Origin of the sequence: Trichococcus sp. ES5 (assembly GCF_900067165.1) — a bacterium.
Lineage (GTDB): Bacteria > Bacillota > Bacilli > Lactobacillales > Aerococcaceae > Trichococcus > Trichococcus flocculiformis.
In genome coordinates, this window is sequence record NZ_FJND01000013.1 from 1 (window position 1) to 13,315 (window position 13,315).

Sequence of the window (13,315 nt, forward strand, 5' to 3'; positions counted from 1 at the left end):
GATAATGCCCGTATCCACCACGCCAAGCTGATCCAGCCTTTTCTTAAAGAAAACGCTGGGCGCCTGGCACTCATCTTCCTCCCTCCCTACAGCCCTCAGTTGAACCTAATGGAAGGCGTATGGAAGTGGCTCAAGGAATCGGTCATCAACAATGTTTTTTTTGACCACGTCCAGAAAATCAAACAGGCGGTCCGCGGTTTCTTAGCCGATGTGAACGGGCGTCCCCTTGAGGTGATTGACCGACTGTGCGTGCGGATGTAAAGTATTTAATTCAACCTATATAGTATAAAGTTATTACCACGCAAACAACCCCTTTTTTTGTTGGTTTTTTCTCCAAATCAATCATACAAAAAAGTCAGGGTTGTTTGTATTTTTATGTCCTCCATTACTTAAAAAGTTGTAAAGTGGTGTTATTTGTGATTTAATGATATAAAATCCTGATTATTCTAAAAAAGGGACAGTGATAGAAAAATGGCTATATCTATTAAAGTGGATGAGGCAGTACAGGAATGGATGAAGAAGAAAGGTCGTACGATAATAACTGTTTCACTTAGAGCAACTCGTACCTGTTGCGTGGGTGCAGAAGATGTGGATATTTCATATAAAAACCCTCAAAATAATAACTATATGTTGACTCAACACAATGGCCTTTTTATTTATCTTGATAAAGGCTTACCTTTGAGGAAGAACGAGCTGCATTTATCTATGATGGGCAAATCTATTTTTTCCTCTATACATATAGAGGGCTTAATGGTTCAGTGATACTTTACTGATATCCAGCGATGCAAAAACAATATGTAAAGGCTGTTCCATCTAAGTGAATCCACGACTTTTAAATCAATAACAAATACGCTTGGAAAATAAGTAAGAAGTTTTCAAAATTTGAAATTTTAATGATACGACTAAGTACATCTTGTTTCTTCTTAATGTTGGTTTTGACACTACAATTATAGAGTGATTTCTAGGTGTAATCTTTTTGTTTGATCAACTTAATAGCACAATTAATTCTTTTGATAAAAATACTTGTAATAAATTCGTACGCATAGAAACCAGTGTAAAAGACTCCTTGATACATGTCAGCGTCAAGTAGAATTGAACAGTTAACGCCAATTAATTTTGAACACTTTCGCTCACAAACATGCTCTGGCGATGTTTCATACGGTAGCTAGCTTCATTCATGTGAACGACCTCCGCTCGATGCAGAATACGGTCTAAGATAGCCATTGCGACTCCCTCATCGCCCAATAATTCTCCCCATTGGTCGGGGCTCTTATTGGAGGTCAAGATGATTGAACTCCGTTCATATAGATGATTGATCAAATGAAAAAACAGGGTAGCTTCCCTTTGATCCATTGCCATATACATCAAATCATCAATAATCACTAAATCAGATGCTCGGATCCGATTGAGCTGGACCTGCGATTTCCGCGTGAATTCTTCAGTTTTCAGAAGGGAGAGTAGTTCTCCCATTGTCACGAATGTTACCTGAAACCCCTTCTGGATGGCCTCCATGCCTAAGGCAATGGACAAGTGCGTTTTCCCCACACCGCTCGGACCCAAAAAGATGAGATTATACTGCTGCTCAAGCCAAGTAAGCTCTTGGAGCTGGGTAAGCTGCCGTTTGCTCAGAGAAGTCTGATCTGATAGGTCGAATTCCGTCAGTGTTTTGTGGTACGGGAACTTAGCCCATCTCAATCGTTTCTGAACACTTTTTTCCTCGCGCTTCCTTAATTCGAAGCACACAATCTCCTGCACCAGTTCCCGGTAGGTCCAGGAGGCTTGTTCGGCTTTACGTAACAGCTCGGGCAACTCGCTCGCAGTTTCCACCAACCGCAACTGTCTGAACTGGCTTTGCAGCGCGTCCATGCTATCATTCATGAGGCGGCACCTCCCAGAATTTCCGTATAGGTACTCATCGGATGCGTCTCCACGTTGATATCAGCGCAATCCGATCGGACTGCTTGTACGGGTGGAACAGGCGGCGTCTCTTTCCGAGGGGCAGCCAAGTATTTAGCCACATCCGTAAAGTCATTCGCACTCATCAGATGTTCAGACATACACTTCTGTAGGGCCTCATCAATGACAGTGGGGTATTCGAGGGCCGCTTTCTGTAGAACGGCCAGTTGGTCTCTTTTATAGCGCGGATACTTCTCCATCAAGATATCAATGTATCGTGAGGCAAGCTCCAAATCTTTGAACTGCTGCGCAACGGTTTCCTTATAGCTTTGAATGCCCTTCGAACGATCGCGCCCATGGTTTTTATTTTTGATCAGTTTGCCAGTTGAAGTTTCCAGAGGATGGTTCGCCAGAATTTCCCCATCGGGCTGTTTTCTGATAATAAGCCGTTTTTGATCGTTCGTATCTTCCTTGATTTCAATAGCCACTGTATTCAGGCCTTTCGGTCTGTAAGTGCCTAGTGGTACGGAATAACGGTTTGATTTATAAAAAACCGTATTGTCCTTGTTTACCGTTCTTGTTATACTTGAACCGGTGATACTCTCGGTTGAGAGTAGTTTAGAGACTGGTTTTAAGTGTTGCTTTTCGAGGAGAAACACTTCTACCGGTCTCTTTTTTGTTGTTCCATGAACCCTTCGGTTGCCCGTTCTTTCCAACCAGGCTAAACAGCGCTCATTCCAGTTCTCGATTGTCGTATAAATCCGGCTATCGGCGAAATTTCGTTTCACATACTTTACCGTACTCTCCACTTTTCCTTTGGATTCGGGGTCGGCTTTGCGGCATAAATGGACTCTGAACTTCTGTTGCTGTTTGTACGCTTGAAATTCAGCGGTCAGAATCATGTCTCCAGCGTGCTCACTCACAGTGATGAGGTGGTCCTGATCATAAACGATTTCTTCCGGCATGCCACCAAAGAATTCAAAGGCATTCTCGTGGCTTCGAATGGCATCACGAGTCGTAAAGGGGCGGTTTTGCCATTCCACATAGCGGTAGCGTGAATGGGAAAGTAAGAAACAAATGCAGTATAATTTGATTTCTCTTTGATCCTGTGTCTTTTGACGCGTTTCGCCCCAATCGACTTGCACCTGTTTTCCCATCGGTTGCTCTTCGACCGCCTCGTATTGCCTCACAACTTTAGTTTTAGCTATCTGATATTCTTCGCGTATTTGATTCACATATAACCGCATCGTACGTTCACCAACGGTGAAGTCGGGGAATTTCTCAAGCAGCCAATCCTGTATTTGAGACGCATTCAGATGCGGATACTCTTGAAGCCAAGCAACAATCCAATCCTTGTATGGATCCAATTTCTTCTTCCTCGAACCTAATGAATTGACCCATTCGAAAGCTTCTTCCGGTGTCTTCTCCATGTAGTTATAAACCGTTGTGCGGGATACCTTCAACTGCTTTGCGATTTGTTGGATGGAAAAGCCCCGCTCCTTCATCTGTTGAATTTCCAAATATAACATTAACTTCTTCTTCACCTTTCGTCCTCCAATAACCTAAGATACCTTTAAAAGTATACAGGATTGGAGATATTTTTTGGCGAAAGTGTTCAATCTTATTCATCGAAAACTGTTCAATTTAGTTTAGCACTGACAATACATTCAAGGAGTCTTTTTTTCGTATTTTACCCATTGTTTCTTTGAAATGAAATACCCTATTATAAACAAAAATTCGATTACTCCAAATGCCAATATAAAACTATGCATAAAGAATGCTTCAGGTAAAGCTAATATAATCGGATCGGTGCTAGGATTGAATAACCAAGCATCATTGTTAAAAAAGATTTTATGGAACAAGACAAAAATCTACATATAATAAAGACAACCTAATTTTTAGACAAAAATAAAGGCCAAAACTCACTTATGTGAATCGTGACCTTTATTTTTTGTCCAGGGTTTGTTTAACATAAGATTTATTTGGGTATGGAATGGATTTAAGTTACAGAAAATCCTTATCTCCTCAATGCTGGAAAGGTAAACATTTAATTGGGCGATAGTTCAGCCTCTGTTACCCATTTATGGTTCCGAACCATTTCTTCCCCTGTAGTCGGATCAAGGTCAACCATATATACGGTGGTAACTTCTGATGATTCTATCGTGGCAGTTGCACCTTGCATGCCTTCCATATGACTCGCTTCCAGCGTAACCTCTGTGCCAGGTTCCAGTGGTTCTTCGACATCTTTTGCTTCAGCTATTTCTTCCTTGATAACCCATTGATGGTTTGTTACTCGTGGATCACCATTAGTTGGATTGAAGGATACTTCGTAAACTGTAGTGTCGAATGCCCCTACAATAGTAGCCTCTGCACCCTGCATTCCTGTCATATGGTCTGAATTGATGGTAACAATGTCCCCTATCCGATATGTTGGGTTTTCTGCTGCTAGTAATCCTTCTGGTATTTCTCCAGAATCATCATGCATCATTTCACCCATATTCGAAGTAGAAGCAATACTTTCTATATCTGATGAAATATTTCCCACGGACTCAGAATCTACGTCTCCATCTTGATCAATAGAACATGCGGCCAATAATACTAATGTAGAAAGACCTAGGATACTTTTTATCAATCGGTTCTTATACATGTTTCATTACCCTCCTTTATTGACTATTATCGAAAGTACTCTACATTACACATTCTGTCCTTCCTTTTTTCAATAGTCAAATAATTAGTCTTATAATCAATTTACCTAGTCAGGGCTATAGGTTCATTTTTAGTAGTCAAGTACAGCACAATCAGATGCATACAATCGGTATCCAAAAAAATGTCGCATTAATTCGTAGCCATTATTTGGGCCCCACTTTTTTATTTAAAAACTATTCCTTCAATTTTTAGATGCTTTAATGGCTTCCTACAAAAAAATCGCTCACTCTTCCGGTACAGTATCACTTTCTTTTTTCGAACAACAGTTTTCCTTTTTCTTACCACCTAGCATTGATAGCATCATTCCTCCCATCATAATGGGGCATATAAATGGCGCAATAACTCCTAATATAGTAGCAAGTCCGAGATTATATTTAGCAATAAATGGTATTGATACTATAATCAGTATTGGTAGGCCACAACAAATAATCATATGGATCATATGATGTAATGGACTGTGTTTATGCGTTCCTGATTTCTCTTCTTTACTTTCATGGTGGTGCATAATTTATCCCCTTGCTTTGATTTATTTTATGTTTCTGTTTTTATAATAATATATGAATGTGTTGATTTTATGTAGAAAAAAATCATATCAAAAAGCCAAGATTTGTATATGATCTTGGCTTTTTGATATGAATAGTTCATTTCCGGAATATATTTTTGAGAAAACTCAGTTCGAGCATGAAACTTCAGACTTACCCAACTAACTTTTCAATATTTTCTTCTTTTGTTGGTATTCTTCGTCTGATAATTCTCCTTTTGCATAACGCTGATCAAGGATTTCAAGTGCCTCATCCCGGCCATTTGAAGTTGTGCCAGCATTATTGCCTCCTTGGACTAGCTTCATCACCGCGTATACGATAATAACGATTAAGATTACCAGGATAATCATCATGAAAATTCCCCAACCGCCCATCATGTCATAACCATAATAATTCATCATTTTTCCCACTCCTCTTTCTGTTAATGTTCAGAAATCACTTGTTCCAAATCGCCATGCCAATCATGGTACCAGACTTCTCCGGTAAGGTCATTGACACTGAGCATCCCAATTACTTTGTCGTCTTCCTTGATATGAAAAGTGTAATAACCATAAAATGCGTGCCCCTCACCCGGAACCGAAAAAGCTTCGCCCAACTGACTCTTCACAAAATCATCCGCAATTTTGACTGCTTCTGTTCGGTTCACAGTTGCCGTATCCGTTGCATTCGCATTGTAGCGGAAGGATCCTCCCATCATCATGCTGTATTTCTCATTCCACATCATGTTGGGACCCGGCTCGGGGTAGATCTGTCCCGTATAAGGATTGACCAAGAGTTCCATGGCCCCTCTGCCGGTATCTTTCTCTTCCACCGAAACGTAGTAATCCGCATCGGTGAAGACAAAAATATCTGCCACTTGAAGATTATTTCCATAGCCCTTCAAATAATTTTCGACATCCGACAAAATCTGATCCGGCGTCAATTTCTCGCCACTGCTGTTCTGGTTGCTGTTGACTCTGCCACCCATCATGCCGCTGTTGTAAAACCCTTGCGTATAAACGTCTGTTCCCGCATTTTTTGCCAGAAAAAACAACCCGCTGCTGTAAACAATCAATACAGCAAGCGCACCAAACAGGATCACACCCCACACTAATTGATGCTTGTTTTTCATATCCCTGCCTTCTTTCTTCGGTAAGCCTTAAAGCGATTTTGAATCGGCACCTCGTCTTTAGAAAATTGGATAAATTGTGCTTACTGAAATCCATGGCATCAAGTATACCTCTACATTTTTAATTATAGTACCCTCACTTACTAAACGCCAATTCTTACTACCTATCCATGCTTTGAGAATTTGTTAACCCTAATATACCGGAGCAATGTGTAGATTTAATGGAGATTCGCTTCTTCATACGGTCTACATAATCACCTATTATACTATGACTATGAAATCTAAAAAAAACAATCCAGAAAGAAGGACATAGACTATGCAAACAACTCTATTTATCATTTTAATACTACTGGTTCCTGTTTTTACGATGGTAATCGCACGTGCAGTTCGTAAATATAATTCTGTTTTAAGAGCAGACGTAAAACGATTGCGGGTGGAAAATGAGGCTTTGAGGAAAGAGCTTCTTAAACGCGGCATCATCGAATATGTTTAACAGTGGTAAAAAAAATAAACCTTAAGGAAAAGCATGCCGACAAGAGTCTCCATGCTTTTTTTTCTTGATTTCTACCTTTTCATCAGGGCATTCACCCAATAGGAAGATTATTTTCTGGATTAGAACGACCCCACATTAAGAATGAAACTGAAGAACTTCTTGTATCTTTTCGAATACAATGTCGGGCTTTTGTTCGCCATTGACCATAGAAACGATTCCCGCTTCCTGATAGAAACCCGTCAGTGCTTCCATTTCGAGCTCACTTACTTGTAGCCGTCTTTCTATGACTTCTGATTTATCCTCTGACCAGGGCGAATCAATCCTCTTTTCTAATCTTTTCCGTAAGACCTCTTTCCCAACAGCCAGATAGAGGACAACATCCAGCGACAGTCTTTTGCTTTCCAGATATGCTTCTAACGCTTCCGCTTGCTGACGCGTTCGCGGATATCCATCCAAAATGAAACCCTCTTTCATGTCATCCTCTCCCATGCGATCCCAGAGGAGTTTATTGACCAATCTATCGGGGACTAGTTTTCCCATATCCATGAACGTTTTGACTTCTAGACCGATCGGACTACCCATCTCAGCGAAAGATCGGAAGATTTCACCGGTAGAGATATACGGAATCTGATAGGTAACTGCGATTTCCCTCGCTTGGGTTCCTATTCCAGCGCCGGGCATTCCCATTATAACGATATTCATTTTCTAACACTCCTTATCTGCATTATGCCTCTATCGGATCGTACACAACCATTCACTACTAAGATAGCACATGATTGTGTAGGGAGTATGGAGAAAAAAAAACAAAAATTTGCAGTAGTTCTAAAGGCATTAATAGGCCGACAGAACTTTTCCTACTGCTTCTTTAAAAACAATAGGACATCTTCTACTCCATAAAACCCACACAATGAAAAGGTAAACTCAATTCAGCAATATTGGAAAACTACCATCGTGCATTGCTCAGGAAAGATGGTGCGGTGGGACAATTTTTAGTAGTACATAATCAATCATGTGAATGATGGAGGGAAAATATATGAAAATTTTGATTGTAGATGACGAGGAAAACATTTTGGAGATTGTAGAGGCGTACTTGGTTGCTAAAAACTACCAAGTATTCAGAGCCATGGACGGAGAAGAAGCCTTGCGGAAAGCCGAAACCATCCGGCCGGATCTCATCGTTCTGGACCTCATGCTGCCGGATATTTCCGGTCTTGAGGTCTGCCGAAGAATAAGAAAATCCTCCAGCGTCCCTGTGATCATGCTGACGGCAAGAACAACGGAACAGGATATCCTGAGCGGACTGCAAATCGGCGCGGACCATTATATGACGAAACCCTTCAGCCCCAAAGAACTGGTGGCCCGAGTACAGACTGTACTGCGACGCTCACATCCGGAACCCCAAGAGGTGAAATGGTCCTTCGAAGGTGGTTTATTGGAAATCTATCCCGATAACAAGCAAGTATTCAAAAAGGGCGTAGAAGTGGGACTAACGCCAACTGAGTACAGGTTGCTGACTCTTCTGGCGTCACATCCTCAGCAGATTTTCCCTAGGCAACAGCTCTTGCAGGTCGTAAAAGGATTAGATTTTGACGGAACAGATCGAGTCATTGATGTCCATATTAAGAACCTGCGACAAAAGATAGAAGATGATGATACGCGAACCCCCTACTATATCCTGACAATCTATGGAGAGGGATACCGATTTGGTGGTCAAAAATGAAGCGAACAATAAAGTGGCAACTTCTCCTTTCCTTCGTTTCGCTTTCTTTTATTCTGGTAGGAGCCTTTAGCTGGATAACGCTGAACTTACTGGAGAGCCACTTTGCTGACTATGTCAGGGAGAGACAGGAGTCAGAGTTGGAAGAATACAGCACTGACTTAGAGAATCTCTATCAACAAAACGGTACCTGGGAAGAAAATTCGCAAGCAATTCAGCGTGTTGGGCGGAATGCTCTCCAACAGTCAGTGATTGTGAGGATTTTCGACGAGGACGGGCAACTGTTATGGAGCCCATCCGCTTCTGAGGAAGAAGATGCGAAGAACAAGGTTCAGGATCATCTCCTGCATATGGAGCAAATGGTGGGAGGTATGGAGAGTGATTACGTGCAAAGTCGTAGTCCCCTTTATGATGGTACCGAAGAAATTGGCATGATGGAGATTCAATCCGTGGGTCCCTATGCTTACACAGAACATGACGCCCTCTTTATTTCCGATATGGAAAGTAAATTGGTTTTGGTGGCCTTCTTCTCGCTCCTCATTCCCCTCTTCTTTGCGCTATTGGTGGCCAAAAAGCTTAGTTCTCCCATCGTCACAATCAATGATTTCACCAAGGAAATTGCCAAAGGGCGTTACAGCAGTCTTTCTCTGGAAGAAACAGGAATCCGGGAGATTGATGACCTGCTGGTATCAGTGAATGATCTTTCCTTGCAACTTCAATACCAACAGAAGATCCGAAACCGTTTGTCCTCCGATATTGCCCATGAAATCAGAACGCCTTTGACGACCTTGAAAGGGAATATTGAAGCCATGATAGATGGTGTTTGGGAAATATCTGAAGAGCGGCTCTATCGTTGTTACGAAGAGGTAAGCCGAATTACGCGTCTGATTGGAGAAATCGATCGGATCAACGAACTCGAAAGTCAGGAGTCTCAGCTACAGAAAAACACCTTTGATCTTACGGAACTAGCCCAACAAATCGTGGACAATTTCCAACCCATGCTGGTTGAAAATAAACTTAACTGCTCCGTTAGTGGTGATCGTGTTTTCATTTCCGCGGACCGGGACAAAATTCATCAGGTCTTAACTAATCTGTTGGCAAATGCCATTAAGTTTACCCCTTCGGGAGGAAGAATCGACCTTTACGTTTCGCAAAGTAAAGGCACTACTTCCTTTCGGATAATCGACAACGGACAAGGAATCCCTCCGGACGAAGTGGGCCAAATATTTGAACGGTTCTATATGGCGGAGCCCTCCCGAAACAGTAAACTAGGGGGGCAAGGAATAGGCCTTTCCATTGTAAAGGGCATTGTGAATGCGCATCAAGGGACTATTTCCGTAGATAGTATTTATGGGAAAGGCACAACATTTACAATCAATCTTCCCATGGCAAAAATAAAATAGGGTTTATAAAAAAGTACTCCAACTAATTAAATAGGGTTGGAGTACTTTTTTCAGTGATCTATTCTCTTATCGTGCAAGGACATCAATCTCCACCTCTGTCGGATTATCGGATACAATCTCAATTAGCATGCGGTGGGGTAAGTTTAGACTGGTTTGTCCAAGGGATTGGATCCACCCTGTCCTCACGGCGATTTGCTGGGGGCTGTTATCCGATTTGTCACGAATCCGCTCCCCATCAATTTCGATAATATTATACTTCCCGGGAGCAGGATAGTAGGTGATAAGCCGCTGTTTCTCATTTCCGGTCAGGAGGAAGCGGTCCACTTCCTCGCCGTTGAACGAGATAACTGCATACAGCTTGCTCTTTTCTATGTGCGCAGTTTCAACGGCGAAGATCATTGTCGGTAAAAAAGATAGAACAAACAGAAAAGAGACAATAATAATATCAAAAGGTTTCACCATTCTGCGATACTTTTTAATCATGATTCTCCCCCTTTTTCTCTCGTTTACTCTAACTGTTTTTTTCTCTTCAAGTACTCTGCTTCCGTAATATTATCTCTGGCAAATTCTTTTTGAATCTGTTCCAAAGAGGTCTCATTCGCAATTCGACTATCTGTTCGATCGGAAAGAATCTTGATAAGGAGGTACGCCACCATAAACAGCACTACAATCCAAAGCAACCCCATCAATCTTAAGGATCCCAATCCGTCATGATTCAGCAGATTCCAATAACTCGACATGCCACTCACACTCTTTCCTGTTATCCGTCTTTACTTCAATCTCTTTCTCCTTTGAGGTTCCATCCTTCTAGATAGTAGGTTTTGGGCGGATAATCCCTTCTCCGGTAAATCCAAATACCAATCGCACCCACAAACAAGAGCAAGGACAATCCCTGTGACACCCGCAAGAAATCACCAATCCACAAACTATCCGTGCGCAGGCCCTCTATGAAGAATCTGCCCGCTGAATACCAGATAGTATAGCTGAGGGCCACTTCGCCTTGCCGCAACAACCCCTTGCGGTTTCGCAAGGCAATGATTACGCCAAATCCGAGGAGACTCCATAATGACTCGTAGAGGAAGGTGGGCTGGTAGTACACACCGTTAATTTGCATCTGATCAATGATAAACTTCGGAAGGTACAAGTTCTCCAGAAATGTTCGAGTCACTTCTCCACCATGTGCTTCCTGGTTAGTGAAGTTGCCCCATCGACCGATGGATTGGGCCAAAAGGACATAGGGAGCCAGCACATCCAACATCAAGGCAACGGGAATCCTCTTTTTCTTGGTGTACCAATAGACAGTGAATCCCCCTGCAATCAACCCCCCATAAATGGCAATTCCACCATTCCAGATTTGGACGATTTCGCCCGGATTTTGCAGATAGTACTGCCATTCGAAGAGAATGTAGTAGATTCTGGCTCCAATCAGCCCAATGGGAATCGCCCACATTGTCATATCTGTAACGGTATCTTCTCCTAAGCCTCTTTTCGTGCCCTCCTTGGACGCCAAGGAGATTGCCAATAGCATAGCAGCCCCAATGATAATCCCATACCAGTAGACGGTGAATGGGCCAAATGAGAAAGCTACGCGATCAATTGTTCCTACTATTGTTTCCATACTTTCCTCCTTATAAGAAAAAAACGTTTATTTTATAGTGCTTTTACAATCCCAAGTAAGGTTCTGGGTCAACCTGAACCCCATTCTCATAAACCTCGAAATGCAGGTGGACACCTGTTGAATCCCCCGTTGTTCCCATTATCCCTAATTGTTGTCCTTGGGATACTTTTTGTCCGGGAGCAACCCGAAGGCTGCCCGCTTCCATGTGAGCGTATAAAGTTTGGAGTCCGTTTCCATGGTCGATTTTCACGTAGTAGCCCCATGAATTATGGTACCCGGCTACTAGAACGGTTCCCCCCTGGGCTGCGACAATCGGTCCCGATCCGGCAAAATCCATGCCCGCATGCAATTTCCACTCCCCTGTAAGAGGATGGATTCTGTATCCAAAAGGATCTGTTACAATCCCATTACTCGGACGAATGAAACCAGACGCGGTAACGCTCTTCGCTTCAGGCAGGGTTTCCCCCGCAGAGGCATACTCCACTACCTTGCTTTCTTCGAAGAAGCTTTCAGGAACAATCTCACCCGCCATTGCAACCGCGACCTCTTGTGCAGCCTGTTGTCGTACTACTTCTTCATCAGCGATCCGGCGTTGCTCCTCCTTCAGTTGGTCGGAGAGGGTGCTCACCGTTCCGGCAAGATTCTGTTGCTCCTGAGCAATCGCTTCTTTTTGTTCCACCGTAAGATCATACTCTTGGGCTAGCTGCTCGATTTGATTCTCCAGCCCTGCTTTCTGTGTCACCAAATTGGTTTTGGCTACTTGGATTTCCGCACTCAGTATTTCGAGGTTTTCCTGCTCGTCCTCAGCTGCCTGCTTTTTCTCCACCAGATCCATTTTGTCATTTTTCTGCTGGACGAGTATTTCCTTGTTGATGTTCATAATGTAAGTTACTAAGCCTATGTTCCCTATCATTTCCGCAAGGTTCTCCGAGTTGATAACTGCTTCCAGGAGAGTACGTGGATTTGTATCTGTTTGGACGGCTCTGGCTTGCACTTTAAGTTTTTCCCCTCTTAGTTCAATCTGTTCTTCCAGCGTTTCTGCTTCTTTACCCAATTCCTTTATTTTTTCCTCAGAAATCTGCAATTTCCCCTGCTGTTCAACTAATTGTAGGGTGAGCTTGTCGATTTCCTTTTGCAGGGTGATTGTTCCAACCCCAAGTTGCTCTTTCTTTGCCTCCAATGTGTCCAATAGCTCTTGTTGCCCTGAAGAATTCTCATCCAATTCTTGGATTCTGCTTTCCAATTCCGTTTTTTGTTGATTGAGCTCTTCCAGCGTATCAGCTTTCACATCCAAAGGTACCACCAGTAAACTTAAAAGCGTGGGAATTCCTAAAATCCTGAACATCTGCTTTCTATTCATGTATCCTCCTTAAATGTCGGCAAAATTTTCCCCTTTCTTTTGCTTATTTTACTATACCAAGGAATTATGTAGGTTTTATGGAGTTGTTAATCTCCATAAAACCTACATAGTTTTACTCTATTCTTGTCTTAGAAAGTTATTCTGAATCTTATTTGCTTCACTAATGGAATTGGGTTCTTCGTAATTTTTTAATCTATCGTCCATTTCTTTACTAACGTGTTAGTTGTAGCATTGGCGAAAAAATAAAAGGAGAGTTGAACATGGAATCAATCTTATTTATTGTTTTGATGGTGGCAGGGCACATACTCATGATGTTTGTTATGCCGGGTATGCATGGCGGACATAATCATAAAGGACATGGTCACGCGGATCCCGAATCGGAAGACAAGAAAAAGTTGGAAATTGAAAACAAACGGTTAAAAGAGGAATTGAACGTAGTAAAATCAAAAATAAATCAAAATGAATTGTGAGG

At 42.2% G+C, this 13,315-nt stretch carries 17 protein-coding genes and 1 pseudogene; 6 read left to right on the forward strand and 12 right to left on the reverse strand.

Features of this window, described 5'->3' with window-relative positions; all coding sequences use genetic code 11:
- Nucleotides 1-261 (forward strand): transposase (locus TES5_RS10165; RefSeq protein WP_068561762.1); only part of this gene is annotated, 261 nt, incomplete at its 5' end.
- 210 nt (nucleotides 262-471) lie between these two features.
- Nucleotides 472-762 (forward strand): hypothetical protein, encoded by a 291-nt coding sequence (locus TES5_RS10170; RefSeq protein ID WP_068561763.1) that lies wholly within the window; start codon nucleotides 472-474, stop codon nucleotides 760-762.
- Between the two features lie 348 nt (nucleotides 763-1,110).
- Here TES5_RS10170 and istB read toward each other — a convergent pair whose 3' ends face one another.
- From istB to TES5_RS10200, 7 genes and pseudogenes are all read right to left on the reverse strand, one after another.
- The gene (istB, locus tag TES5_RS10175; RefSeq protein WP_068561764.1) at nucleotides 1,111-1,878 is read right to left on the reverse strand and encodes an IS21-like element helper ATPase IstB; all 768 of its coding nucleotides are present in this window, start codon (nucleotides 1,876-1,878) and stop codon (nucleotides 1,111-1,113) included.
- On the reverse strand, nucleotides 1,875-3,440 hold the full coding sequence (gene istA / locus TES5_RS10180; protein ID WP_068561765.1) for an IS21 family transposase: 1,566 nt from the start codon (nucleotides 3,438-3,440) through the stop codon (nucleotides 1,875-1,877). Before istA ends, istB begins: the two co-directional genes overlap by 4 nt.
- A 123-nt stretch (nucleotides 3,441-3,563) precedes the next feature.
- Nucleotides 3,564-3,767, reverse strand: a pseudogene (locus tag TES5_RS14980) (TIGR01906 family membrane protein); the annotation flags it as partial.
- Nucleotides 3,768-3,943: 176 nt separating this feature from the next.
- Nucleotides 3,944-4,543 carry a YdhK family protein gene (locus TES5_RS10185; RefSeq protein ID WP_068561766.1) on the reverse strand — a complete coding sequence of 200 codons (600 nt, stop codon included), beginning with the start codon at nucleotides 4,541-4,543 and terminating at the stop codon, nucleotides 3,944-3,946.
- A gap of 282 nt (nucleotides 4,544-4,825) precedes the next feature.
- Nucleotides 4,826-5,107 carry a hypothetical protein gene (locus TES5_RS10190; RefSeq protein WP_068561767.1) on the reverse strand — a complete coding sequence of 94 codons (282 nt, stop codon included), beginning with the start codon at nucleotides 5,105-5,107 and terminating at the stop codon, nucleotides 4,826-4,828.
- A 198-nt stretch (nucleotides 5,108-5,305) separates the two neighbouring features.
- Nucleotides 5,306-5,545, reverse strand: a complete 240-nt coding sequence (locus TES5_RS10195; RefSeq protein WP_068561768.1) for an SHOCT domain-containing protein — start codon at nucleotides 5,543-5,545, stop codon at nucleotides 5,306-5,308.
- A gap of 20 nt (nucleotides 5,546-5,565) precedes the next feature.
- Nucleotides 5,566-6,255: a hypothetical protein gene (locus TES5_RS10200; protein WP_068561769.1), complete on the reverse strand. Its 690-nt coding sequence runs from the start codon at nucleotides 6,253-6,255 to the stop codon at nucleotides 5,566-5,568.
- 313 nt (nucleotides 6,256-6,568) lie between these two features.
- Between TES5_RS10200 and TES5_RS15225 the strand changes: the two genes are divergently transcribed.
- A complete protein-coding gene (locus TES5_RS15225) occupies nucleotides 6,569-6,745 on the forward strand; it encodes a hypothetical protein (protein ID WP_157080408.1) in 177 nt (58 codons plus the stop codon).
- Nucleotides 6,746-6,880: 135 nt separating this feature from the next.
- Here the strand turns inward: TES5_RS15225 and TES5_RS10205 are convergent, their stop codons facing one another.
- Nucleotides 6,881-7,447 (reverse strand): adenylate kinase family protein, encoded by a 567-nt coding sequence (locus TES5_RS10205; protein WP_068561770.1) that lies wholly within the window; start codon nucleotides 7,445-7,447, stop codon nucleotides 6,881-6,883.
- Nucleotides 7,448-7,778: 331 nt separating this feature from the next.
- Between TES5_RS10205 and TES5_RS10210 the strand changes: the two genes are divergently transcribed.
- Nucleotides 7,779-8,465 (forward strand): response regulator transcription factor, encoded by a 687-nt coding sequence (locus tag TES5_RS10210; protein ID WP_068561771.1) that lies wholly within the window; start codon nucleotides 7,779-7,781, stop codon nucleotides 8,463-8,465.
- Nucleotides 8,462-9,865: a sensor histidine kinase gene (locus TES5_RS10215; protein WP_068561772.1), complete on the forward strand. Its 1,404-nt coding sequence runs from the start codon at nucleotides 8,462-8,464 to the stop codon at nucleotides 9,863-9,865. The genes TES5_RS10210 and TES5_RS10215 overlap by 4 nt, the downstream gene beginning before the upstream one ends.
- A gap of 66 nt (nucleotides 9,866-9,931) precedes the next feature.
- Here TES5_RS10215 and TES5_RS10220 read toward each other — a convergent pair whose 3' ends face one another.
- From TES5_RS10220 to TES5_RS10235, 4 genes are read right to left on the reverse strand one after another with little or no spacing between them, the layout of a single operon-like run.
- Entirely contained in the window at nucleotides 9,932-10,348 is a 417-nt protein-coding gene (locus tag TES5_RS10220; protein WP_369813493.1) for a NusG domain II-containing protein, read from the reverse strand.
- A gap of 23 nt (nucleotides 10,349-10,371) precedes the next feature.
- Nucleotides 10,372-10,605: an SHOCT domain-containing protein gene (locus TES5_RS10225; RefSeq protein ID WP_068561773.1), complete on the reverse strand. Its 234-nt coding sequence runs from the start codon at nucleotides 10,603-10,605 to the stop codon at nucleotides 10,372-10,374.
- 35 nt (nucleotides 10,606-10,640) lie between these two features.
- Nucleotides 10,641-11,483: a prolipoprotein diacylglyceryl transferase gene (lgt, locus tag TES5_RS10230; RefSeq protein WP_068561774.1), complete on the reverse strand. Its 843-nt coding sequence runs from the start codon at nucleotides 11,481-11,483 to the stop codon at nucleotides 10,641-10,643.
- Between the two features lie 43 nt (nucleotides 11,484-11,526).
- Nucleotides 11,527-12,843 carry a M23 family metallopeptidase gene (locus TES5_RS10235; protein ID WP_068561775.1) on the reverse strand — a complete coding sequence of 439 codons (1,317 nt, stop codon included), beginning with the start codon at nucleotides 12,841-12,843 and terminating at the stop codon, nucleotides 11,527-11,529.
- Nucleotides 12,844-13,103: 260 nt separating this feature from the next.
- Between TES5_RS10235 and TES5_RS10240 the strand changes: the two genes are divergently transcribed.
- Nucleotides 13,104-13,313 (forward strand): adhesion protein, encoded by a 210-nt coding sequence (locus TES5_RS10240; RefSeq protein ID WP_068561776.1) that lies wholly within the window; start codon nucleotides 13,104-13,106, stop codon nucleotides 13,311-13,313.
- Nucleotides 13,314-13,315: the final 2 nt, after the last annotated feature.

Coding starts and splice junctions, on each gene's coding strand:
- TES5_RS10200 (WP_068561769.1), bottom strand. CDS start 6,255: ATGAAAAACAAGCATCAATTAGTGTGGGGTGTGATCCTGTTTGGTGCG.
- TES5_RS10225 (WP_068561773.1), bottom strand. CDS start 10,605: ATGTCGAGTTATTGGAATCTGCTGAATCATGACGGATTGGGATCCTTA.
- TES5_RS10170 (WP_068561763.1), top strand. CDS start 472: ATGGCTATATCTATTAAAGTGGATGAGGCAGTACAGGAATGGATGAAG.
- TES5_RS10195 (WP_068561768.1), bottom strand. CDS start 5,545: ATGATGAATTATTATGGTTATGACATGATGGGCGGTTGGGGAATTTTC.
- TES5_RS10210 (WP_068561771.1), top strand. CDS start 7,779: ATGAAAATTTTGATTGTAGATGACGAGGAAAACATTTTGGAGATTGTA.
- TES5_RS10185 (WP_068561766.1), bottom strand. CDS start 4,543: ATGTATAAGAACCGATTGATAAAAAGTATCCTAGGTCTTTCTACATTA.
- TES5_RS10235 (WP_068561775.1), bottom strand. CDS start 12,843: ATGAATAGAAAGCAGATGTTCAGGATTTTAGGAATTCCCACGCTTTTA.
- TES5_RS10205 (WP_068561770.1), bottom strand. CDS start 7,447: ATGAATATCGTTATAATGGGAATGCCCGGCGCTGGAATAGGAACCCAA.
- TES5_RS10190 (WP_068561767.1), bottom strand. CDS start 5,107: ATGCACCACCATGAAAGTAAAGAAGAGAAATCAGGAACGCATAAACAC.
- istB (WP_068561764.1), bottom strand. CDS start 1,878: ATGAATGATAGCATGGACGCGCTGCAAAGCCAGTTCAGACAGTTGCGG.
- TES5_RS10220 (WP_369813493.1), bottom strand. CDS start 10,348: ATGATTAAAAAGTATCGCAGAATGGTGAAACCTTTTGATATTATTATT.
- TES5_RS15225 (WP_157080408.1), top strand. CDS start 6,569: ATGCAAACAACTCTATTTATCATTTTAATACTACTGGTTCCTGTTTTT.
- TES5_RS10215 (WP_068561772.1), top strand. CDS start 8,462: ATGAAGCGAACAATAAAGTGGCAACTTCTCCTTTCCTTCGTTTCGCTT.
- lgt (WP_068561774.1), bottom strand. CDS start 11,483: ATGGAAACAATAGTAGGAACAATTGATCGCGTAGCTTTCTCATTTGGC.
- TES5_RS10240 (WP_068561776.1), top strand. CDS start 13,104: ATGGAATCAATCTTATTTATTGTTTTGATGGTGGCAGGGCACATACTC.